At 69.4% G+C, this 21,571-nt stretch carries 21 protein-coding genes; 10 read left to right on the top strand and 11 right to left on the bottom strand.

From position 1 onward, the window contains the following. Positions 1-54: 54 nt before the first annotated feature. A complete protein-coding gene (locus tag ACFUO4_RS33165) occupies positions 55-495 on the top strand; it encodes a hypothetical protein (protein ID WP_128112262.1) in 441 nt (146 codons plus the stop codon). A gap of 47 nt (positions 496-542) precedes the next feature. After that, positions 543-1,001: a GNAT family N-acetyltransferase gene (locus ACFUO4_RS33160; RefSeq protein ID WP_079310561.1), complete on the top strand. Its 459-nt coding sequence runs from the start codon at positions 543-545 to the stop codon at positions 999-1,001. Between the two features lie 51 nt (positions 1,002-1,052). Here the strand turns inward: ACFUO4_RS33160 and ACFUO4_RS33155 are convergent, their stop codons facing one another. Further along, a complete protein-coding gene (locus ACFUO4_RS33155) occupies positions 1,053-1,952 on the bottom strand; it encodes a D-alanyl-D-alanine carboxypeptidase family protein (protein WP_383491814.1) in 900 nt (299 codons plus the stop codon). A 196-nt stretch (positions 1,953-2,148) separates the two neighbouring features. On the opposite strand from ACFUO4_RS33155, the gene ACFUO4_RS33150 reads away from it, so the two are divergent. Together ACFUO4_RS33150 and ACFUO4_RS33145 are read left to right on the top strand one after the other, a co-directional pair. Beyond that, on the top strand, positions 2,149-2,820 hold the full coding sequence (locus tag ACFUO4_RS33150) for a GntR family transcriptional regulator (RefSeq protein WP_079310566.1): 672 nt from the start codon (positions 2,149-2,151) through the stop codon (positions 2,818-2,820). Further along, the gene (locus tag ACFUO4_RS33145; protein ID WP_383491812.1) at positions 2,817-4,112 is read left to right on the top strand and encodes a nitrate/nitrite transporter; all 1,296 of its coding nucleotides are present in this window, start codon (positions 2,817-2,819) and stop codon (positions 4,110-4,112) included. The genes ACFUO4_RS33150 and ACFUO4_RS33145 overlap by 4 nt, the downstream gene beginning before the upstream one ends. A gap of 101 nt (positions 4,113-4,213) precedes the next feature. Here ACFUO4_RS33145 and ACFUO4_RS33140 read toward each other — a convergent pair whose 3' ends face one another. After that, positions 4,214-5,038: a maleylpyruvate isomerase family mycothiol-dependent enzyme gene (locus tag ACFUO4_RS33140; RefSeq protein ID WP_079310558.1), complete on the bottom strand. Its 825-nt coding sequence runs from the start codon at positions 5,036-5,038 to the stop codon at positions 4,214-4,216. A 182-nt stretch (positions 5,039-5,220) separates the two neighbouring features. Between ACFUO4_RS33140 and ACFUO4_RS33135 the strand changes: the two genes are divergently transcribed. Beyond that, the gene (locus ACFUO4_RS33135; RefSeq protein WP_079310557.1) at positions 5,221-6,024 is read left to right on the top strand and encodes a carbon-nitrogen family hydrolase; all 804 of its coding nucleotides are present in this window, start codon (positions 5,221-5,223) and stop codon (positions 6,022-6,024) included. 7 nt (positions 6,025-6,031) lie between these two features. On the opposite strand, the gene ACFUO4_RS33130 is transcribed toward ACFUO4_RS33135, so the two are convergent. Together ACFUO4_RS33130 and ACFUO4_RS33125 are read right to left on the bottom strand one after the other, a co-directional pair. Further along, complete coding sequence (locus tag ACFUO4_RS33130; protein WP_059194294.1) at positions 6,032-6,529, bottom strand: LURP-one-related/scramblase family protein; 498 nt, start codon at positions 6,527-6,529, stop codon at positions 6,032-6,034. Further along, a complete protein-coding gene (locus tag ACFUO4_RS33125; protein ID WP_383491809.1) occupies positions 6,526-7,518 on the bottom strand; it encodes a GlxA family transcriptional regulator in 993 nt (330 codons plus the stop codon). Before ACFUO4_RS33125 ends, ACFUO4_RS33130 begins: the two co-directional genes overlap by 4 nt. A gap of 52 nt (positions 7,519-7,570) precedes the next feature. Between ACFUO4_RS33125 and ACFUO4_RS33120 the strand changes: the two genes are divergently transcribed. Together ACFUO4_RS33120 and ACFUO4_RS33115 are read left to right on the top strand one after the other, a co-directional pair. Next, entirely contained in the window at positions 7,571-7,963 is a 393-nt protein-coding gene (locus tag ACFUO4_RS33120) for a cupin domain-containing protein (RefSeq protein WP_383491807.1), read from the top strand. Between the two features lie 53 nt (positions 7,964-8,016). Beyond that, the gene (locus tag ACFUO4_RS33115; protein WP_383491805.1) at positions 8,017-9,849 is read left to right on the top strand and encodes a thioredoxin-like domain-containing protein; all 1,833 of its coding nucleotides are present in this window, start codon (positions 8,017-8,019) and stop codon (positions 9,847-9,849) included. Positions 9,850-9,862: 13 nt separating this feature from the next. Here the strand turns inward: ACFUO4_RS33115 and ACFUO4_RS33110 are convergent, their stop codons facing one another. From ACFUO4_RS33110 to ACFUO4_RS33085, 6 genes are all read right to left on the bottom strand, one after another. Beyond that, positions 9,863-10,027 (bottom strand): hypothetical protein, encoded by a 165-nt coding sequence (locus ACFUO4_RS33110; protein ID WP_165951232.1) that lies wholly within the window; start codon positions 10,025-10,027, stop codon positions 9,863-9,865. A gap of 28 nt (positions 10,028-10,055) precedes the next feature. Beyond that, a complete protein-coding gene (locus ACFUO4_RS33105; protein WP_383492249.1) occupies positions 10,056-11,090 on the bottom strand; it encodes a glycosyltransferase in 1,035 nt (344 codons plus the stop codon). Between the two features lie 327 nt (positions 11,091-11,417). Further along, positions 11,418-11,642 carry a DUF6458 family protein gene (locus ACFUO4_RS33100; RefSeq protein ID WP_079310553.1) on the bottom strand — a complete coding sequence of 75 codons (225 nt, stop codon included), beginning with the start codon at positions 11,640-11,642 and terminating at the stop codon, positions 11,418-11,420. Positions 11,643-11,722: 80 nt separating this feature from the next. Continuing rightward, positions 11,723-13,018 carry a M18 family aminopeptidase gene (locus ACFUO4_RS33095; RefSeq protein WP_079310552.1) on the bottom strand — a complete coding sequence of 432 codons (1,296 nt, stop codon included), beginning with the start codon at positions 13,016-13,018 and terminating at the stop codon, positions 11,723-11,725. A gap of 99 nt (positions 13,019-13,117) precedes the next feature. Then, complete coding sequence (locus ACFUO4_RS33090; protein ID WP_383491802.1) at positions 13,118-14,944, bottom strand: acyl-CoA dehydrogenase; 1,827 nt, start codon at positions 14,942-14,944, stop codon at positions 13,118-13,120. A 133-nt stretch (positions 14,945-15,077) separates the two neighbouring features. Then, positions 15,078-15,878, bottom strand: coding sequence for an intradiol ring-cleavage dioxygenase (locus ACFUO4_RS33085; protein WP_383491800.1), 801 nt, complete (start codon positions 15,876-15,878; stop codon positions 15,078-15,080). A 119-nt stretch (positions 15,879-15,997) separates the two neighbouring features. On the opposite strand from ACFUO4_RS33085, the gene ACFUO4_RS33080 reads away from it, so the two are divergent. The 3 genes from ACFUO4_RS33080 to ACFUO4_RS33070 all read left to right on the top strand — a co-directional run bounded on the left by ACFUO4_RS33080 (position 15,998) and on the right by ACFUO4_RS33070 (position 19,649). After that, complete coding sequence (locus ACFUO4_RS33080; RefSeq protein ID WP_059194285.1) at positions 15,998-16,462, top strand: SseB family protein; 465 nt, start codon at positions 15,998-16,000, stop codon at positions 16,460-16,462. Between the two features lie 180 nt (positions 16,463-16,642). Then, positions 16,643-18,562 (top strand): hypothetical protein, encoded by a 1,920-nt coding sequence (locus tag ACFUO4_RS33075; RefSeq protein WP_079310550.1) that lies wholly within the window; start codon positions 16,643-16,645, stop codon positions 18,560-18,562. A gap of 115 nt (positions 18,563-18,677) precedes the next feature. Further along, positions 18,678-19,649: a pirin family protein gene (locus ACFUO4_RS33070; protein ID WP_383491798.1), complete on the top strand. Its 972-nt coding sequence runs from the start codon at positions 18,678-18,680 to the stop codon at positions 19,647-19,649. A gap of 65 nt (positions 19,650-19,714) precedes the next feature. Here the strand turns inward: ACFUO4_RS33070 and ACFUO4_RS33065 are convergent, their stop codons facing one another. Next, positions 19,715-21,391 (bottom strand): recombinase family protein, encoded by a 1,677-nt coding sequence (locus ACFUO4_RS33065; protein ID WP_383491796.1) that lies wholly within the window; start codon positions 21,389-21,391, stop codon positions 19,715-19,717. Positions 21,392-21,571 lie beyond the last annotated feature (180 nt).

Genomic DNA, 21,571 nt, shown 5'->3' with positions numbered 1-21,571 from the left:
CATGATCATTTTACTTAATGTGCGCATGTCAATCATGAGAGCTGGGAGAGACATATGCGTACACGCAAGGCAGGACTCCTCACCGCAGGCGCACTTGCGGCGGTCCTGATCCCCCTTGCGGCGAGTCCGGCCGCGGCGGCAGGCGCGAGCGCCTCCTGCTCGGTCACGGGGGGAACCGGGTCCGCCAGCTGGACCTGGGTCAGCAGGACCAAGATCGACCCGCTGAGGATCACCGTGAAGGACACCAAGGCCGACGGGTTCCACCCTGCCGTCCGCCTGGTGACGTACACGGGCAGCACGGTCAAGCAGTGGCCCTGGCACCACGTCTACGGCGGCAACGGCGCCTCCGAGACGTGGAACACCTCCGCCGAGGACAGCCGCGGCATCAAGCACGCCGGTGTCGAGGTGCAGCTGTATGACGGCAGCACCGAGGTGAACAAGGCCGGGATCACCGTCAACTGCTACTCCGGCGGGGAGTTCAACCCGTACTTCTGACCTCAGGAGTGAGCTTGAACGATTCTCCGGCCAGGCATCATGGTCCGATGACCAACGTCAGGCGGGCTCGTGTCGGGGACCTTCCGGATCTCATCGCCCTCATCGCCGAGCATGCCGTCTACGAGAAGGCCGAGCCGCCCGCCGGCGGGCTGGCCGGGCGGCTGGAGGGGCTGTTGTTCGGGAGTCCCGAGCCCCGGCTGATCGGGCTCGTCGCCGAGTTGGGGGAGGGCGGGCCGCTCGTCGGGTACGCCACCTGTTCCGCCGAGGTGTCCACCTGGGACGGGGCCGAGTACCTGCACATGGACTGCCTGTTCCTGCGGGACGGGCACCGGGGGCTCGGTATCGGGGAGTTGCTCATGGACGCCGTGCGCGGCGAGGCGCGGCGGCTGGGGCTCGGGCATGTGCAGTGGCAGACGCCCGTGTGGAACGACGGGGCCATCCGGTTCTACGGGCGGATCGGGGCCACGTCCAAGGACAAGCGGCGGTTCTTCCTGCCGGTGCGCTGACATGCGAGAGGGGGCCCGCCGTCGCGGGCCCCCTCGTCACCTGTCCACGCGTCAGCTGATCTTCGCGTAGCCGTAGTTGATGAGCTTCTTCACGTCCGCCGTGCGGCTGGCCTCGTCGGGCGCGGTGAGGACCGCGCCGATCACCGACTCGCCGTTGAGCGTGGCGGCGAAGACGAGGCAGTACTTGGCCTCGGTGCCGGAGCCGGTCTTCACGCCGAGCGTGCCGTTCCAGCCGAGCAGGGTGTTGGTGTTCTTCCACGCCGCCATGGTGCGGGTGGAGCCGGTCTTCGTGATCGTCTTGGCCGTGTACGACTTGGTCTTGACGACGGTCTTGAAGGTGGAGCTCTTCAGCGCGCTGCGGGCGACCTTCGTCAGGTCACGCGGCGTCGAGGCGTTGGAACCCTTGCTGATGCCGTCGAACGAGTCGAAGTGCGTGTTCGTCATGCCCAGGTTCTTGGCCATGGTGTTCATCTTGCCGATGAAGTTCTTGGTGCGGGCCGCGACCGTGGTGCCGGAGCCGTACTTGTCGGCCAGCGCCATCGCGGCGTCGCAGCCGGACTTCAGCATCATCCCGTAGAGGAGCTGACGGACGGTGACCTTGTCGCCGACGATCAGACCGGCGGACGAGGCACCGTTGGCCACGATGTAGTCGCTGTACGCCTTCTTGATCGTGACCTTGGCGTCCAGGTTCAGGTTCGACTGCGACAGCACGACCTTCGCCGTCATGACCTTGGTGGTGGAGGCGGTGAGCCGCTTGGTGTCGGCGGCCTTGGTGAAGAGCGTCTTGCCCGTGGCGCCGTTCATCAGGTAGCCGCCCTTGGCGGTGATGGTGGGCGTGGTCACGGCCTGCGCCGGTGCCGCGGTGAGAGCTCCGGTGGCGAGCATCGCGCCGGTCGTGAGGGCGACGGCAGCGGCTCTGCGGACACGGAGGCCCTTGGTAGCGGTTGTCAACTGAAATACCCCGAATACGTCGAATTCGCCTTTTATGCGGCCGAGTTGGAGGGGGTGACGAAGGGGCCGCATAGGTGTGACACGTAACTACCACAGAAGGTTGTGCGGCGGCTGGGGTGAATGTTGGGACAGCGGAGGGCGGTCCGTATCGTGAAACGGATCCCCCATGCGTACGTGTTGTATCTATGCTGTGCGCATGTCTTCCGCTCCACCCGCAGCCACCGCCACCACCAGACAGCCACCCGCCGCCGACCGTGTCTACGACCACGTCAAGCAGGGCGTACTGGAGCGCCACTACGAGGGCGGGACACTGCTCACCGAGGGCGAGCTCGCCGAGGCCGTCGGAGTGTCCCGCACCCCGGTGCGGGAGGCGCTGCTGCGGCTGCAGGTGGAAGGGCTGATCAAGCTCTACCCGAAGAAGGGCGCCCTGGTCCTGCCCGTCTCCGCACAGGAGATCGCGGACGTCGTCGAGACCCGCCAGCTGGTCGAGGAGCACGCCGCCCGCAAGGCCGTACCCGCGTCCCCGCAGCTCATCGCGCGCCTGGAGGAGCTGCTCGCGCAGCAGAAGGAGCAGGCCGCAGCCGGGGACCTGGCGGGCGCCGCGGTCACCGACCGCTGCTTCCACGCCGAGATCGTCCGCAGCGCCGGCAACGAGATCCTCTCCCGCCTCTACGACCAGCTGCGCGACCGGCAGCTCAGGATGGGCGTCGCGGTCATGCACGCCCACCCGGACCGCATCACCAAGACCCTCACCGAGCACGAGCAGATCCTCGACGCGCTGCGTTCCGGTGACGCGGAGGCGGTCGTCGGGATCGTCCACGGCCACGTCGAGTGGTTCTCCCACCTCGCGCGGGGTGAGGTCCGATGAGGTCCGAGACCCTTCCCGGTGATCCCCCCGGCGGCCGCCGCGCCATGGCCGTCTGGGGCATCGGCGTCTCCGTCTACTTCGTCGCCGTCATCTTCCGCACGTCCCTCGGCGTCGCCGGCCTCGACGCCGCCGACCGCTTCCACGTCAACGCCTCCGCGCTGTCGACGTTCTCGATCCTCCAGCTGCTGGTCTACGCGGGCATGCAGATACCCGTCGGCCTGCTCGTCGACCGGCTCGGCACCAAGAAGGTGCTGACCATCGGGGTCGTGCTGTTCACGGCGGGGCAGCTGGGCTTCGCCTTCTCCCCCTCGTACGGCATGGCGCTCGCCTCGCGCGCGCTGCTCGGCTGCGGTGACGCGATGACGTTCATCAGCGTGCTGCGGCTCGGCAGCCGCTGGTTCCCCGCCCGGCGCGGCCCGCTGGTCGCCCAGCTCGCGGGACTGGTCGGCATGGCCGGCAACCTCGTCTCCACCCTGGTGCTGGCCCGGCTGCTGCACGGCATCGGCTGGACGGCCGCCTTCGCGGGCAGCGCGCTCGCGGGCGTGGTGGTGCTGGTGCTGCTGCTCCTGTTCCTCAAGGACCACCCCGAGGGCCACGAGCCCGAGCCCGTCCCGCACCAGGGCGCGGCCTACGTCCGCCGCCAGATCGCCGCCTCCTGGCGGGAGCCGGGGACCCGGCTCGGGCTGTGGGTGCACTTCACGACGCAGTTCCCGGCGATGGTGTTCCTGCTGCTGTGGGGCCTGCCGTTCCTGGTCGAGGCGCAGGGGCTGTCCCGGGCGACCGCCGGCGAGCTGCTGACCCTCGTCGTGCTGTCCAACATGCTCATAGGGCTGGTCTACGGTCAGGTCGTCGCCCGGCACCACGAGGCGCGCACCCCGCTGGCGCTCGGGACCGTGGGGGCGACCGCGCTGGTGTGGGCGGTGACGCTGGCGTATCCCGGTGAGCACGCGCCGATGTGGCTGCTGGTGGTGCTGTGCACGGTGCTGGGGGCCTGTGGGCCGGCGTCGATGCTGGGCTTCGACTTCGCGCGGCCGGCGAATCCGCCGGAGCGGCAGGGCACGGCGTCCGGGATCACCAACATGGGCGGGTTCGTCGCCTCGATGACGACCTTGTTCGCGGTGGGGGTGCTGCTGGACGCGACCGGGGACAACTACCGGATCGCTTTCTCCGTGGTGTTCGTGCTCCAGGCCGTGGGGGTCAGTCAGATCCTGCGGCTGCGCAAGCGGGCGATCCGCCGGGAGCGGGAGCGGCTGGTGGCGAGCCGGGTGGAGGCGGTGCACGTACCTGCGTGAGCGGGCCGCGTTGGTGGGGGGGGCGGTCCTGGGGGCTCCGCCCCCAGACCCCCGGGCCTTTGCCCGCCTGCCGCCCGACTCGGCCGGCTGAAAAGGCGCCCTTACGGCGTCACCGCGAAGTTCCTCAAGATCGCCGCCGTCAGCTGGGGTTCGCCCTCCGCCTTCACCCGGTCCGCCACCTGTTCCGGCGTCACCCGGCCGCAGGCCAGGCGGACATAGGTCTCCCAGTCGAGGGTGAGGGTGGCGGCGGGGCCCAGGGCGGGGACCGTCTCGAGGGTGCCGCGGCCCTGGATGTCGACGCGGATCGTGCGCAGGAACTCGATGGGGCCGTGCACGTCGAAGACGACCGCCGAACTGCGCGGGGCGTCGGCCTTCTCCGCGACCACGGCGGGGAGTTCGGCGAGCAGGTAGTCCCGCGCGACGTGCGCGCCGGGTGAGTCGAGGTTGCCCGGGCGGCCGAGGGCGGCGCGCAGGTCCTGCTCGTGGACCCAGACGTCGAAGGCGTGCCGCCGCATGGACTCCTCGAGCGTCAGTTCGCTGCCGTAGGGGCCGCGCACCTTGGTCCCGGGGTCACGCGACTCGTTGCGGAGCTGGCGGTTGCGGCGGATGATCACGTACTCCAGCTCGGACGTCATCTCCGGCGCCGTGTGGTGACGGCGGACGTCGACCTGCATCTCCGTGTACCGCTGCTGTTCGTTCGTCACGTGGTAGAGGTCGCGCGGGAGCGTGTGGATCGGGCGCGGGTCGCCGAGCATCTCGCAGTCCAGACCGATGACATGGGAGACCACGTCACGGACCGACCAGGCCGGGCACGGCGTGCGCCGGTTCCACTCTCCTTCCACGAGCGGGGTCACCAGCTCGGATATCGCTTCGATGGAGTGGGTCCAGGCGTCGGCGTAGGGCTGGAGGGTGGGATGCAGACTCACGGAACGGGACCCCTCGGCGGTCGGTACACGGGCGGATGGCGGCGGCGTTGCCAGCGGGAGGTGGCTGCACTCGGCGGGTGTCTCGAAACGCTAAGTTACGCTGCTGTGAGGCACCCCGGCAGTGCTTTCGTGTGACGATCGTAGGCCCGTGTGAACGGCTCGAATGCCAGGACGGTGGTAGTGTGCGCGCCTCTCTGATCCAGATCGACGTGAACGAGGACGAATCGGTCGAGTCGCGTCGACGGCGGGTGGCTTCTCTGGTGCGCGGACAGGCGGGCGCCGACCTCGTCGTCCTCCCCGAACTGTGGACTGTGGGCGCCTTCGCCTACCAGGGGTTCGACAGCGACGCGGAGCCGCTGGACGGGCCGACGCACGAGGCGATGGCGAAGGCCGCGAGCGACACGGGCGTGTGGCTGCACGCGGGCTCGATCCCCGAGCGCGCCGACGACGGGACGCTCTACAACACCTCGCTCGTCTTCTCCCCCTCCGGTGATCTGATCGCCGCCTACCGCAAGATCCACCGCTTCGGCTTCGACAAGGGCGAGGCCGTGCTGATGGGCGCGGGCCGGGAGCTGGTGACGGTACGGCTGCCCGAGACGACCCTCGGCCTGGGCACCTGCTACGACCTCCGTTTCCCCGAACTCTTCCGCGGTCTCGTCGACAACGGCGCCGAGACCCTGGTCCTCCCCGCGGGCTGGCCGGAGCGCCGCCGGGCGCACTGGACGCTGCTGGCCCAGGCGCGGGCGGTGGAGAACCAGGCGTTCGTGCTCGCGTGTGGAACGGCCGGGACACACGCGGGAGTTCCGCAGGCCGGTCACTCGATCGTGGTCGATCCCTGGGGCGAGGTGCTGGCCGAGGCGGGGGCCGGCGAGGAGATCCTCACGGTCGAGTTCGACCCCGGGAAAGTCGCGACGACCCGCGAGCAGTTCCCGGCCCTCAAGGACCGCGTGCTGGGCCTGGAGACCCCGCGCCGACCGGCCTCCTAGAGCCCGTTCAGTCCTCCTCGCGTTCCTTCTCCGCCAGGTGGATCACGCACACCGCCACCGCGATCAGCAGCGCCGGGTCCGCGTCCTCCCGTACGACGTCCACGCCGTACGTCTCCCGGACGTGCAGCCAGCGGCGCGAGACGACGGCGAGGAGCTCCTCGTCGTACTCGATGGCGAACTCGCGGTCGAGGATCTTGCCGCTGACGTCGAGTTCGGTGCTGCCGTCGGCCAGGGAGACCCGGTAGTGGTTGCGCAGCAGGGACAGGCGTTTGCGCTTGATGGTGGCCAGCGGCTCGCCGTCCCGCTCGATGAGCATGGTGTCGCGCAGGGCGAACATCTTCTGGCGGATGTCGATGAGGACGCGCCCGCGCGTGTCCTTCAGCTCGAAGGTGTCGCGCAGCCGCATGGCCTTGCCGTCGACGAGGAAGACCTTGTTGCCCTGGTCGTCCTCGATCCAGTAGTCGTCGCCGAAGCCGAGCAGCCGGTCGCGTACGAGGAATCTCATGCCATGAGCGGTTCCCCGGACGCCGGGCCGAAACGCCGCCGGTACTCCGACGGGCTGAGTCCGGTCTCGCGTCGCACGCGCGCGCGGAGGTTGGCCGCCGTGCCGAGTCCGCTCCGCGCGGCCACGACGTCGAGGCGCTCCTCGCCGCGCTCGATCATCCGGCAGGCCAGCGCCACCCGCTCCCCGGTCAGCCAGGCGAGCGGTGTCGTCCCCAGCTGGGCCTGGAAGCGGCGGTGCAGGGTGGCGGGGGAGACGGCGGCGCGGGCCGCGAGGTCCGCCACGGTCAGCGGTTCGCCCAGCCGCTCCTGCGCCCACGCCAGCAGCGGCCCCAGCGACGCGTCGGCCACCTCGGGGATGGGCCGCTCCACGAACTGGCGTTGCCCGCCGTCGCGGTGGGCGGCGAAGACGAGGCGGCGGGAGACGGCATTGGCGATCTCGGCGCCATGGTCGCGCCGGACGACGTGGAGGCCGAGGTCGAGGGCGGAGGCACTGCCGGACGCGGTCAGGATGTCGCCGTCGTCGACGAAGAGCACGTCCGGCTCCAGCCGTACCTGCGGGAACCGGGCCCGGAAGGAGTCGGCCCACATCCAGTGGCAGGCCGCCCGTCGCCCCTCGAGCAGCCCGGCCTCCGCCAGCGTGAACGCGCCGGAGCAGAAGCCGAGCAGCCGGGCGCCACGCGCGTGTGCCCGGCGTACGGCGTCCAGGACGCGGGGTGAGCGCGGGGTGTCGGTGTCGGGCCGGTTCGGCACGATCAGGGTGTCCGCCTCCTCGGCGGCGTCCAGACCGGCGATGTCGGTGAGCGTGAAGAAGCCGTCCCGCATACGGGTGCGCGGCTCGGTGCCGCACAGGGCGAAGTCGTAGAGCGTCCGACCCAGTTCGGGCCGCCGGAGTCCGAAGATCTCGATGGCGCAGCTCATCTCGAAGGGGTTGGAGTTCTCGTCGACGACGAGAACCACCCGATGCGGGCGCTGAGAGGATCCTTGCGGCATACGCGATTCCTAGCACTCGTGAACCGCCGGCGGTACCCCGCACGATGACCTCATGGAACCCGAACCCGTCGCACTCTCCGCCGCCCTCGCCTCCTTCACCGAGCAGTGGAGCCCCCGCATCGTCACGGCCGTCAACGACTACGACGTCCGCGTCGCCAAGGTCGAGGGCGACCACGTCTGGCACGTCCACGACCACACCGACGAGTTCTTCCTGGTCCTGGACGGCGAACTGCACATCTTCCTGAGGGAGCCGGGCGGTGAGCGCACGGTGGTCCTGCCGAAGGGCTCGGTCTTCACCGTCCCGCGCGGCACCGAGCACAAGCCCTATGCTCCCGCCCCCACCGCGATCCTCCTGTTCGAACCCACCGGCACCCTCACCGTCGGCGACCGCCATGACGACGTACCGGACCACGTGGACGCGACGACCGGGCATGCGCTGAGGTGACTGACCGGGCAGGCGCTGAGGTGGCTGTCGGTGGCGGGTGGCACCCTTGGTCCATGAGCGACTCCGCACCCCGCCGCGTCCGTGTCCGCGCCCCCGAGCTGATCGGCAGGGGCGGCTGGCTGAACACGGGCGACAAGCAGTACAGCCTGGCCGACCTGCGGGGACGCATCGTCCTTCTCGACTTCTGGACCTTCTGCTGCATCAACTGCCTGCATGTCCTCGATGAGTTGCGCGAGCTGGAGGAGAAGCACCGCGACACCGTCGTCGTCATCGGCGTGCACTCGCCCAAGTTCGTGCACGAGGCGGAGCACGGGGCGGTGGTGGACGCCGTGGAGCGGTACGGGGTCGGGCATCCGGTGCTGGACGACCCCGAGCTGGCCACCTGGAAGCAGTACGCGGTCCGGGCCTGGCCCACGCTCGTCGTGATCGACCCGGAGGGGTACGTCGTCGCGCAGCACGCCGGTGAGGGCCATGTGCACGCCATCGAACGCCTGGTGACCGAGCTGGAGGCGGAGCACGAGGCGAAGGGGACGCTGCGGCGCGGGGACGGGCCCTATGTGGCGCCGGAGCCGGAGCCGACCGTGCTGCGGTTCCCCGGAAAGGCGCTCGTGCTGCCCTCGGGGCACTTCCTGGTCAGCGACACCACCCGGCATCAGCTCGTCGAGCTGGCGGCGGACGGGGAGAGCGTCGTGCGGCGGATCGGGTCGGGGCGGCGCGGCTTCGCGGACGGGCCCGCCGACGCGGCCTCCTTCAACGAGCCGCAGGGGCTCGCGCCGCTGCCGGACGGCTCCGTGGTCGTCGCCGACACCGTCAACCACGCCCTGCGCCGGCTCGACCCCACCACCGGCGAGGTGACCACCCTCGCCGGCACCGGACGGCAGTGGATGCAGGCCGACGCCACCTCGGGCCCCGCGCGGGACGTCAACCTCTCCTCCCCGTGGGACGTCGCCCACTGGAACGGCAAGGTGTGGATCGCCATGGCCGGCATCCACCAGCTGTGGACGTACGACCCGGAGGAGGGGACCGTCTCCGTCGCCGCCGGCACCACCAACGAGGGTCTCGTGGACGGCCCGGCCGAAGAGGCCTGGTTCGCCCAGCCCTCCGGCCTCGCCGCCACCCCGGAGAGGCTCTGGCTCGCCGACTCCGAGACGTCCGCCCTGCGCTGGGTCGACCTCGACGGCACCGTCCGCACCGCCGTCGGGACGGGGCTGTTCGACTTCGGGCACCGGGACGGTGCCGCGGAGCAGGCGCTGCTCCAGCACCCGTTGGGCGTCACCGCGCTCCCCGACGGCTCGGTCGCCGTCAGCGACACCTACAACCACGCCCTGCGCCGCTTCGACCCGGCGACCGGCGAGGTCACCACCCTCGCCACCGACCTGCGTGAGCCCAGTGACGCCGTGCTCGTCGGCGAGGACATCGTGGTCGTGGAGTCCGCCCGGCACCGGCTGACCCGGCTGCGGCTGCCGGAGGAGGCCGTGAAGGTGGCCTCGGTCGCCCATCGCACCCAGCGGGCCGCCACCGAAGTCGCGCCCGGCGCGCTCCGGCTGGACGTCGTCTTCCAGGCGCCGGCCGGGCAGAAGCTCGACACCCGGTACGGGCCGTCGACCCGGCTGCTGGTCTCCTCGACCCCGCCCGAGCTGCTCGCCGGCGGTGAGGGTGCGGGCACCGACCTCTCCCGCACCCTGCGCCTCGACCCGGCTGTCGGGGAGGGCGTGCTGCATGTCTCCGCGATGGCGGCATCGTGCGACGACGCCCCGGAGAACGCCTACCCGGCCTGCCATGTCCACCAGCAGGACTGGGGCGTCCCGGTCCGCCTCGTCGAAGGCGCGGCGGACCGGCTGCCCCTCGTGCTGGCGGGGATGGACCCCGACCAACGCGACCACTAGGCCGGTAAGGGCCTTACCGGCGGCGCGGGCGCGGGGCCAGCTTGTAGAGGGCCACGCCCGCGGCCGCCAGGGTGGTCGCCGTGACGACCAGGGCCATGCTGTTCATCCACAGGCCGGTCGCGGCCAGGGTGGCGCCTCCGGCACCGGTGGTGCCCGCGCCGATCACTCGTCCGTACATCGTGCTTCTCGCTTCTCTCGGTTGAGGGTTAGGTTGCGACCCACTTCTCCTCGCTGCGGCGCAACATCCCCCACAGCGAGGTGAAGTAGACGGCGTGCTGGAACAGGTCGTAGAGCATCTCCGGGACCATCAGCGCCGCGACCAGGACGGCCTTGGGTCCGGCCCGCCGTACGGAGACCGTCTTCTCGACGACGAAGATCAGGCCGATCCCCGTCCAGAACGGGGAGAAGCCCGGCCAGCCGTACAGCGTGGTGAACGTCGTCATGTAGACGAGGTAGACCAGGAACGACAGCGCGCCGAAGCCCATCAGGACCTGCTGGGCGAAGTAGCGGGCGGTGACCTTGGTCCAGCCGTAGTCGCGCAGGTTCTCCAGGGCGCCGCGCTGCCAGCGCAGCCGCTGGTGCCAGAGTTTGCCCAGCGTCGGCATGACCTCGGTGGTGACCGCGCAGCCGGCCGGGGACATGGCCCGGTAGCCGAGGGTCTTGACCGCCTTGGTCATCTCGTCGTCCTCGGTGAGCGAGGCGAGGCTGTAGTAGCTGCTGCCGCCGCCGATCACCCCGGCGCGGCGGGCCGCCCGCACCTCGCGCAGCACCCGGGCGCGGAACATGGTGCCGGTGCCGGTGAGGACCTGGGCCTTGCCGCCGGTGCGCTCCAGTTCCCAGGCGTAGCGGTGGAACTCCATGCGCTGGAGCAGCCCGAGGAGGCCGCCGCCGTCCTCGCCGTAGAAGACTCCGCCGACGGCGCCGACCTTGCGGTTGAAGGTGGCGAGCGCGGTCTCGGCGAAGGTCGGGTCGAGGACGGTGTCGGCGTCCTGGACCAGCAGCAGGTCGCGGTCGTCGAGGTGGGGCAGCATCCAGGCGATGGCCTGGTTGAGGGCGCCGGCCTTCTTGTGGGTGTTGCCCTGGGTGCGGAACACCTGGGCGCCGTGCGCGACGGCGACCTCGGCGGTGTCGTCGGTGCAGTTGTCGCAGACCACCACGACGAGGTCGGGGCGCCGGGTCTGGTCGCGCAGGCCGTCGATGGCGGCGCCGATGCGGTCCGCCTCGTTGTGCGCGGGGATCAGGACGGCGAGCCGGGGGCGGGCCGGCGGCTCCTCGGGGGCCGCGTGGGCGCGGCGGGCCGCATGGCGGGCCACCTGGTGCGGTCTCGGACCGCTCGGCGCCGCGAGGTCGAGCACGCCGGGCCCCCTGGTGCGAAGTCTTGCGAGGACAGGGCTCGGTACCACTCACCCCCCGAGCCCCTGAGTCCTCACAAGTCTTCACGAAATCCATACAAGCCGACAAGCAGTCCGGGGTAACGGACTGCTCACGGTTGTCTGGATATTTCCTGCGAGCCCCATTCGTGGCGAGCTGTCAGAAAGGGGCCGCTGTCGGCCGTTGTTCAGCCGCTGTCAGTACTCCCTGCGCCGTACCTCTTCGTCGACGACCGGCGCGGTGGGCGGCACCACGACCCGCCTGCGCCGCGCGATGCTGCTGAAGGTGGCGACCCCGATCAGACCGACGATCATCAGAATGACCCCGACCAGATCGAGATTGACCCCCTGCATGTCCCAGTCCGTCGCGAACGTGAGAATGGCTCCCACGGCGATGAGGATGATGCATCCGCCGAGGCCCATGTGTGTCGCCTCCCCTGCATGACGTTTCCGTCAGGGGCGGGTACCCAACCGGGGGAAGCTATCCCTCCCGTTCTCGCGACTTATCCCTCCAGGAACGCCACCAACGCGTTGGCCAGCAGATGAGGGTCGTCCGCGCCGCACAGTTCGCGTGCGCTGTGCATCGAGAGGATGGCGACACCGATGTCGACCGTCTTGATGCCGTGCCGGGCCGCGGTGATCGGGCCGATGGTGGTGCCGCAGGGCATGGAGTTGTTGGAGACGAAGGACTGGAAGGGGACGCCCGCCTTCTCGCAGGCGGCGGCGAACACCGCGCGTCCCGAACCGTCCGTGGCGTAGCGGTTGTTGACGTTGACCTTGAGGATCGGGCCGCCGTTGACCCGCGGGTGGTGCGTCGGGTCGTGCCGCTCGGCGTAGTTGGGGTGGACCGCGTGGCCCGTGTCGGAGGACAGACAGACGGTGCCCGCGAACGCTCTCGCCCGGTCCTCGTACGACCCGCCGCGCGCGAACACCGAACGCTCCAGCACACTGCCGAGCAGCGGCCCGTCCGCACCCGTGTCGGACTGCGAGCCGTTCTCCTCGTGGTCGAAGGCGGCGAGTACGGGGATGAAGCCCAGGTCCGAGCCGGCCGCGACCGCGGTCAGCGCGGCCACCCCTGCGTGCACGGACAGCAGGTTGTCCATGCGCGGCCCGGCCACCAGCTCCTGGTCGCGGCCCAGGTAGGCGGGCGGCTCGACGGAGTGGACCATCAGGTCCCAGCCGGTGACCTCGCCCGTGCCGAGCCCTTCCTCCGCCTCCAGGAACGCGATCAGATCGCCCTCGCGGACGTCATCGCCGAGCCCCCAGATGGGCTGCAGATGCCGCTGCTTGTCGAGCTTGAGCCCTTCCGCCGACACCGAGCGGTCCAGGTGGATGGCGAGCTGCGGCACCCGCAGCAGCGGCCGGCCCACGTTCACGAGCCGCGTCGAACCGTCCCGCAGGGTCAGCCGGCCGGCCAGGCCCAGATCACGGTCGAGCCAGGAGTTCAGCAGCGGTCCGCCGTAGATCTCCACCGCCACCTGCCGCCACCCGTGCGCTCCCGCGTCCGGCAGCGGCTTGACCCGCAGGTTGGGGGAGTCGGTGTGCGCGCCGACGATCCGGAACGGCGTGTGCGCCTCGGCTCCCTCGGGGACGTACCAGGCCACGATCGCGCCACCGCGCAGCACGTACTTGCCGCCGCTCGTCCCGTCCCAGGCGTCCGTCTCGGCGACCTGCCGGAAGCCGGCCTTCTCCAGCCGCTCGGCGGCGTTCGCCACGGCGTGGTACGGCGACGGGCTCGCCGCCAGGAAGGACATGAGGTCGTCGGTGTGGCCGCGGTCGAAGCGGGAGGGTTCGCTCATGGGGTTCACCTTAACGACGAAGGGATTCACCTGGACGACGGACGAGGGCCCGCTCCCGGCGAAGGAAGCGGGCCCTCAGGAGAGCTGTGCTGATGTGTCCTAGAACGCGGCCTCGTCCAGTTCCATCAGGTCCAGCTCGACGTTCTGGGCGAGCTTGCGCGCACCCGTGACACCCGGCAGGACGTTGGCCGCGAAGAACTTCGCCGCCGCGATCTTGCCCGTGTAGAACGCCTTGTCCTTGGCGGAGGCGGTCTCCAGCTTCTCGGCGGCCACGGCGGCGCCCTTGAGGAGCAGGTAGCCGACGACGACGTCACCGGAGGCCAGCAGCAGGCGGGTGGTGTTCAGGCCCACCTTGTAGATGTTCTTGACGTCCTGCTCGGTGGCCGCGAGGTCGGTCAGCATCAGACCGACGATGGCCTCCAGCTCGACGGCCGCCTTCGCGAGGTGCTCGCGGGCACCGGCCAGCTCCTCGCCGCCGGTGCCGAGCGCGAGGAACTTCTTGATGTCCTCGGCGAGACCGTTCAGGGCCGCGCCCTGGTTGCGGACGATCTTCCGGAAGAAGAAGTCCTGGCCCTGGATCGCGGTGGTGCCCTCGTACAGGGTGTCGATCTTGGCGTCCCGGATGTACTGCTCGATCGGGTACTCCTGCAGGAAGCCGGAGCCGCCGAAGGTCTGCAGCGACTGGGCGAGCTGCTCGTAGCCCTTCTCGGAGCCGTAGCCCTTCACGATGGGCAGGAGCAGGTCGTTGAGCGCGTGCTCGGCCTTGGCGTCCTCGCCCGCGGCCTCCTTGACCGCGATCGCGTCCTGGATCGAGGCGGTGTAGAGGACGAGCGCGCGCATGCCCTCCGCGTACGCCTTCTGCGTCATCAGCGAGCGGCGCACGTCCGGGTGGTGCGTGATGGTGACCTTGGGCGCGGCCTTGTCGCCGAAGGCGGCCAGGTCGGAGCCCTGGACGCGCTCCTTGGCGTACTCCAGCGCGTTGAGGTAACCGGTCGACAGCGTCGAGATCGCCTTCGTGCCGACCATCATGCGGGCGAACTCGATGATGCGGAACATCTGGCGGATGCCGTCGTGCTTGTCGCCGATCAGCCAGCCCTTGGCGGGGTGCTGGTCGCCGAACGTCATCTCGCAGGTGTTGGAGGCCTTCAGGCCCATCTTGTGCTCGACGTTCGTGGCGTAGACGCCGTTGCGCTCGCCCAGCTCGCCGGTCTCGAAGTCGAAGAGGTACTTCGGGACCAGGAAGAGGGACAGGCCCTTGGTGCCGGGACCGGCGCCCTCGGGACGGGCGAGCACGTAGTGAAGGATGTTCTCCTCCATGTCGTGCTCACCGGAGGTGATGAAGCGCTTCACGCCCTCGATGTGCCAGGAGCCGTCCTCCTGCTGGATCGCCTTGGTGCGACCGGCGCCGACGTCCGAACCGGCGTCCGGCTCGGTGAGCACCATGGTCGAGCCCCAGGTCTTCTCCACGGCGATCTGGGCGATCTTCTTCTGTACGTCGTTGCCCTCGTCGTAGAGGATGCCGGCGAACGCCGGGCCGGAGGAGTACATCCACACGGCCGGGTTGGCGCCGAGGATCAGCTCCGCGAAGCCCCAGATCAGGGAGGGCGGCGCGGTCGTCCCGCCGATCTCCTCCGGCAGGCCGAGCCGCCAGTACTCGGACTCCATGAAGGCCTTGTACGACTTCTTGAAGGACGCCGGGACGGGCGCGGTGTTGGTCTCGGGGTCGAAGACCGGGGGGTTGCGGTCGGCGTCGGCGAAGGACTCGGCCAGCTCGTTCTCCGACAGGCGCTTCATCTCGTCGAGGATGCTCTTCGCGGTCTCCGCGTCCATCTCCTCGAAGGGACCCGTGCCGTACAGCTTGTCGCGGCCGAGCACTTCGAAGAGGTTGAACTCGATGTCACGGAGGTTCGACTTGTAGTGCCCCATGGCGACGGCTCCCTGGAGAGACGGGCGAGGCACTGGATCCTCGCGCTAGTTCACGTACCGACAAGTAGCTTCGATACGATGATGCTACCCGCCGGTAATAAGCCGCAACCCCGATCCGGCCATCTGTGACGGTTCACACCGCAATGGTGAGAGTGGCGGTGTATCCGGAGCCCGTACTCCCCGCCACGACCGCCAGCTGCCGCTCGTACCCGTCCCGGAAGATGCCGTCGCCCTCCAGCGAGAGACTGCCGAGGTGGGTCACGCTCGCCTCGTAGCCCTCCGTGGCGTACACCGTGTCGCAGACGTCCTTGGGGAGGGCCAGCTGCGAGGTGCTGGTGATCGCCGTCGCGGCGGTGGCGTCCGCGAGACTGCCGTAGACCTCGAAGTGGATGTGCGGCCAGCGGCCGGTGTAACACCCCGGGAAGACGGTGGTGAAGGTGACCCGCCCCGACGCGTCCGTCTCCTGCACGCCCCGCAGATAGTTCTCGTCCCTCACGCCCTCCGTATAGAGGGAGTACGCGCCCTCCCGGTCGCAGTGCCACAGATACACGGCGGCGCCCTTCTTCGGCGTCCCGCAGCCCGAGTCCGCGTCGACGACGGTGAGCGTCACGGTCAGCGGGACACCCTGCGCCGTGCCGCCCGCCGAGTCGCCGAAGCTCCTCCTGATGTCGCCGCGCACGACACCGCTCTCCTTGAGGACGTTCACCCCGTTCGAACCGTCGGCGGGGTACGGACCGGCCGTCTCCTCGGGGATCGGCGCGCAGTCCGGGGTCGCGGCGGAGCCGGCGGCGTCCTCGTCCGCGGAACAGCCGACCAGCGGCACGAGGCCCGCTCCCGCCAGAAGCCGGATCATCCGGCGGCGGGCGAGGACGGGAAGGTCGTAGGACAGCCCCCGGTCGTGCTCATGGACCTCGTCCTGTGCGTCTCGGTGCATGGGAACGACGCTAGAAGCGGCGGCCTCCGGAACCCAGAGCCGACGGCTGTCGAGTCGCTGTCGGTTTCCCGCCCCCTGCGGGCCACCGCCACTCCACCCCGCTCGGTACGCTTGCGCCCATGTACGGCTACGACCAGAGCGCGGGTACGCAGCAGCAGTACGCCACGCCACAGCAGCAGATGCCGGGCGGGTACGGCCAGCAGCCGCCGCTGTACCCCGAGCCGTCCCCGCCGTCCCTCGCGGACGCGGTGCGCGCCTTCACCACCGGGCAGCTCGCCGCCGAGGACTTCCAGCAGGTCTTCGCCACGTCCAAGGTGTACTGCCCGCGCGGCGACAACCCCGGCTTCCTCGCCCTGCACAACACCCAGCAGCCGGTGATCCCGATGTTCACCTCGCTGAAGGAACTGCGCCGGTACGCGGGCAAGGAGTCCAAGTACTTCGTGATCACCGGCGCCGAGGTGATCGACCTCCTGCCGACCGGGTACGGCTTCGTCCTCGACATGGAGGGCGAGCACCGGATGGTGTTCGACGCGAAGGCGGTCGAGCAGATGGTCGAGTTCGCGATGCGAAGGATGTACGGCTAGCCGCTGCCCGGCGGAGGAAGAACCTCCACGTGATTGTCACAGGCATGCCATAGAGTGCCCTCTGGCAGCCGCGCCCCGCACGCCACCGCAGTTTCCCGCGGTCCGCGTCCGGGCGCCGCGCGGCGCTTCCAGCTCTCCCGGCACCGCCGGGTCTCTCTGTGGGGGTTCATCACTGTGCGCATGCGCAGCACCTCGACCGCGACGGCGCTCGCGGTCCTCTTCAGCTCGGCGGCGCTGAGCGTCGTCACGGCCGGGCCGGCCTCGGCCGCCACCGCCGTGGTCACCACGCCCGCCGGCATCGTCGCCGACGGCACCCGGGTCTTCCTCGGCGACAACGCCTCCGGCAAGGTCCTGGCCGCCAACCACTCGGGCACCGTGCTCGACTCGGCGACCGGCATCCCCGGCATCACCGACCTCGCCCTCTCCGCCGACGGCAGCACCCTGTACGCCGCCACCCCGGAACTGCACGAGATCGTCGCCCTCGACGCCGCCACCCTCGACGTCAAGACCCGCTACACCGTCGCCACCACCGACGGCCCGCGCCACGTCGCCTTCGCCGGCGGCAAGGTCTGGTTCAGCTACGGCGACCAGTGGTCCGGCGACCTGGGCTCCGTCGACCCGGCGGTGGACCCCGCGAGCGGCACCGACCCGGTCACCCTCGGCCAGTTCTCGGGCAAGGTCTGGGGCCAGGCCCTCCTCGACACCGACCCGAGCGCGCCCGGCCTGCTGGCCGTCGGCGAGACCGGTCTGTCCACCGACTCCATGGCCGTCCTCGACGTCTCCACCGGCACCCCGCAGCAGCTCGCCTGGCACAACGGCGACTACTCGCTCAACAACGGCATCGGCGACATCGACCTCGTCCCCGGCGCCCCGCAGGTGCTGTTCAACGGCAAGGACCGGGCCAAGTACGCCGACGGGAAGTTCACCCTCGCCGGCTCCTACCCCTCCGGCCAGCGCGCCGACATCGCCGCCAACGGTCTGGTCGCCCAGATCACCGGCGGCAAGGTGGCCGTCTACCAGCCGAACGCCGCCCAGCCGCTGCGCACCTACACCGCGTCCGGCACCGTGGACGTGACCTGGGCGCCGGACGCCTCCCGGATCTTCGCCCTGGTCGGCACGTCCGCCGGCTACACCCTCAAGGCGCTCACCGACCCCACGCTCAACGTCCCCACCCTCAAGGTCAACGCCCCGTCGACCGCGACCCGCGCCAAGACGCTCACCGTCACCGGCAAGATCTCGGCGTCGGTGCCGCTGCCGGCCGGCGTCCAGCTGTCGGTCACCCGCACCGACCTGGAGAGCCCGAACGGCAAGGCGCTGGCACCGGTGACGGTCAAGGCGGACGGCACCTACTCCTTCACCAACACCCCGCCGGCCGGCGGCAAGGTGAAGTACACGGTGAAGTACGCGGGCGACACCGCCCACACGGCCGTGAGCGCCTCGGACACCGTCGACGTCTCCCGTGCCGCGACCTCGCTGAGCCTGAACAACAACGGCAAGCTGTACTCGTACGGCGCCGACGTGAAGTTCACCGCGCACCTGGGCAAGACGTACAAGAACCGCTCGGTCTCGATCTACGCCGACCCCTTCGGCAGCGACAAGGGCAAGAAGCTGATCAAGACCGGCACGGTCAACTCCGACGGCAACATCAGCGCCTGGGTGGACATGACCCGGGACACGGCCGTCACCGCGGTCTTCGCGGGCGACTCCCGCTACAAGCCGAAGACCGTCAAGTCCACGGCCTACGCCAAGGTCAAGATCTCCACCGCCGTCTCCAAGCACTACAAGACGGCGAAGATCGGCTCGACGACGTACTACTGGTTCCACAAGAGCACGGACCCGCTGCTCACGACGACGATGTCGTACTACCCGGGCCGTCAGCAGCGCTTCGACCTCCAGGTCTACTACCAGGGCAGCTGGTACTCGACGGACTCGGAGTACTTCCCGCTCGGTTCGAACGGCAAGTCGGCCGTGTCCCTCGGGGCGCCCGGTGAGTCGGGCATCCGGGCGCGGATGCGGTCGGTGTACGTCAACGGCTCGTCCGGCGACAGCGTGAACTCGACGACGTACGGGTCGTGGAAGTACCTGTACTTCAGCAACTGACGCGGGTCAGGCCCGCGTGGTGGAGCCCGGAGGGAATGTCCTCCGGGCTTCTGCCGTTAGGAGTGGCAGAAAGTTCAATGCTCAACTAAACTGGTCGCACCAAGGAGGTACCGACATGCCTGCAGTGACCGTCGAGAACCCACTGACGCTTCCCCGCGTCGCCGCCCCCGCGGACGCCGTGGCCCGTCCCGTGCTCGCCGTCACGACCGCGCCGAGCGGGTTCGAGGGTGAGGGCTTCCCGGTGCGCCGTGCGTTCGCCGGGATCAATTACCGCCATCTGGATCCGTTCATCATGATGGATCAGATGGGAGAGGTGGACTACGGTCCCAACGAGCCGCGAGGCACCCCCTGGCACCCGCACCGGGGCTTCGAGACCGTGACCTACATCATCGACGGCACCTTCATCCATCAGGACTCCAACGGTGGTGGCGGCACCATCACCAACGGCGACACCCAGTGGATGACGGCGGGCTCGGGCCTGCTGCACATCGAGACTCCACCCGAGTCGCTCGTGATGTCCGGAGGCCTGTTCCACGGTCTTCAGCTGTGGGTCAACCTTCCCGCCAAGGACAAGATGAAGGACCCGCGCTACCAGGACATCCGCGGTGGCCAGGTCCAGCTTCTGACCTCGCCGGACGGCGGTTCGCTGCTGCGGGTGATCGCGGGTGAGCTCGACGGCCACGAAGGGCCGGGCATCACGCACACCCCGATCACGATGATCCACGCGACGCTGGCGCCGGGGGCCGAGATCACGCTGCCGTGGCGTGAGGACTTCAACGCGCTGGCGTACGTCCTGGCGGGCCGCGGCTCGGTCGGTGCGGACCGGCGCCCGGTCCATCTCGGCCAGACGGCGGTCTTCGGCAAGGGCTCCTCGCTGACCGTCCGCGCGGACGAGAAGCAGGACTCCCACACCCCGGACCTCGAGGTTGTCCTCCTCGGCGGACAGCCGATCCGTGAGCCGATGGCCCACTACGGTCCGTTCGTCATGAACACCCGTGAGGAACTCCAGCAGGCGTTCGAGGACTTCCAGAAGGGACGGCTGGGGACGGTCCCGGCCGTGCACGGGATGTCCGAGGGCGGACTGTAGCCAGTCGGTCCCACATCGTCGGCCGGTCGATTGCCGGCCGACGATGCCGTACTGCGGGACACTGCTCAGGCGGACTTGGGCAACTTCTCGCTGTTCGCCAAGGCGTCGACAATCACGCCGCCTGCCCAGGTGATGCTGAGACGGCTCGCGGTGGGAACCCCTCGTCCGGCGTTCCGATACGCCTTGCGGACCTCGACGCGGTCGAGGAAGAGGCGGAAGAAGGCGCGTTTGTCGTCCCGGGTGGCCCGATGCCACCAGGAGCCCGGGCCGAGGGGATCCGGGCCGTCCTGCGGTAGCCAGGTGGAGCAAGGCAATTCAGACTGCTTGCCGTCACCGAGTCCGGCGATACGCGCGTCCAGTGCCGCCATGTGCTGGGGGAGATCGCGGGCGCGTTGCTCGTCCCCGTGGTGCTGCTGGAGGGAGTGGCGCAGGTTCGCGCGTTCGGCCAGGAGGCGATCCCGTTCCCGGGTGATGTGCGGGGGTTCGTGTTGCTCCTGTGCTTGTGCGTACCTTGCTGACGCGTGCGCGAGTACGGTCGTCGTCGGCTCGTCGTCCTTGGGTGTGGCGATCATGGCGAGGATCCGACGGGCCAGGTACTCCTCGATGCCTTTCGAGCCGATGGACACCGTGCCCAGGTGCTGGCCCGGTTTCATGACCCGGCGGCGGCAGCGGTAGTGCTTCTTCGAGCCGCTTCCGCCGTGCGTCATGTACGAACCGCACTCACAGGCCAGGATTTTCATCGTGGACAGAATTCCTTTGGGTTCGCTCTGCCAGTCCCCACCACTGGGATGACGGCCTTTCACCCATTGCTGCACGCGGTACCAACGCTCGGGGCTGATGATCGGCTCGTACGTCGTCACGGGGTCGCCGTTGTCGTCCCGGACAATCCGGTACTCGGCGATTTTCCTGCTTGACGTGCCGTCACGGCGGACGCCGTACACGCCTTCACAGGCGAATCCGGCGATGCGGGGGTCAATCAGGATGCGTTTCACGGTGGCCATGTCCCAGGAGGCCTCCGCCTGCTGCTGTGCCGCCCTCTTGCCGCGTGTGAAATGTCCTTCCGCTTCGAGACAGCGGGCGAGTTTCCAGCAGGAGCCGGAGGCGTCGTCCGTGGCGACCCACTCCTCGATGATGTCCACGATGCGTCGGACGATCGGGGCTTCGTGCTCTTCGTCAGGTGTGAGGATCTTGACGCTGACCGGTTTGCCGTCGGCCGACCTCCGTGTCTCGTGGACGAGGGTGAATCCGAAGGGGACCTTTCCCGTGTAGCCGCCCAGGCTCGCTTCCAGGGCCTTGGCGGCTTTGACGGCGAGGCTCTTGTTCAGGCTCTCCTCATGATTGGCCTGAAGCTTGAACAGCAACTCCGTGAGGGCGTGCGGGTTGTCGGCGTGGAACTCGCGGTGCTCGCCCACGCTGATGATGCGTACACGGTTGGTGAGGAGCGGCAGGAGTTCGGCATAGGTCTCCGTGGCGTGCTTCCGGCTGAGGCGGGACATGTAATGCACCATGATCACGTTGATGCGGCCGGCTCGTGCGTCGCGCAGCAGGCGTTCGTACGCTGGGCGTTCCACGTTCTTGTAGGCGCTGATCCCCAGGTCCTCGTACACCTCGATGTGGGCCGGAGGGACGTCCCATTGAGTCAGGGCCTTCATGCACTCGCCGAGCTGAGCCGCGGTGCTGGCCTCGCTGCCGCTGGTGCGCCGCTCGGATTGGCGTAGGTACACCCCTACGTGGATTGCCATGCCGGTTACGGCTGCGGGGCGTGCGGTGGCGGGCAGGGCGGAGTTAGAGTCGCTTCCATCCATGAGATCGGTCCGTTCGATCCTGTGGTGAGACCCCGGCGGGTGCTGCGAACACCTGGCCGGGGTTGTTTGTTACCAGGAACGCTAAGCGATCATTACGGAGTGTCGCAGCCGATTGCG

Source organism: Streptomyces sp. NPDC057280 (genome assembly GCF_042668605.1).
Lineage (GTDB): Bacteria > Actinomycetota > Actinomycetes > Streptomycetales > Streptomycetaceae > Streptomyces.
Note: the sequence above shows the minus strand (reverse complement) of the source record. Positions and strands in the feature narration are given on the sequence as shown.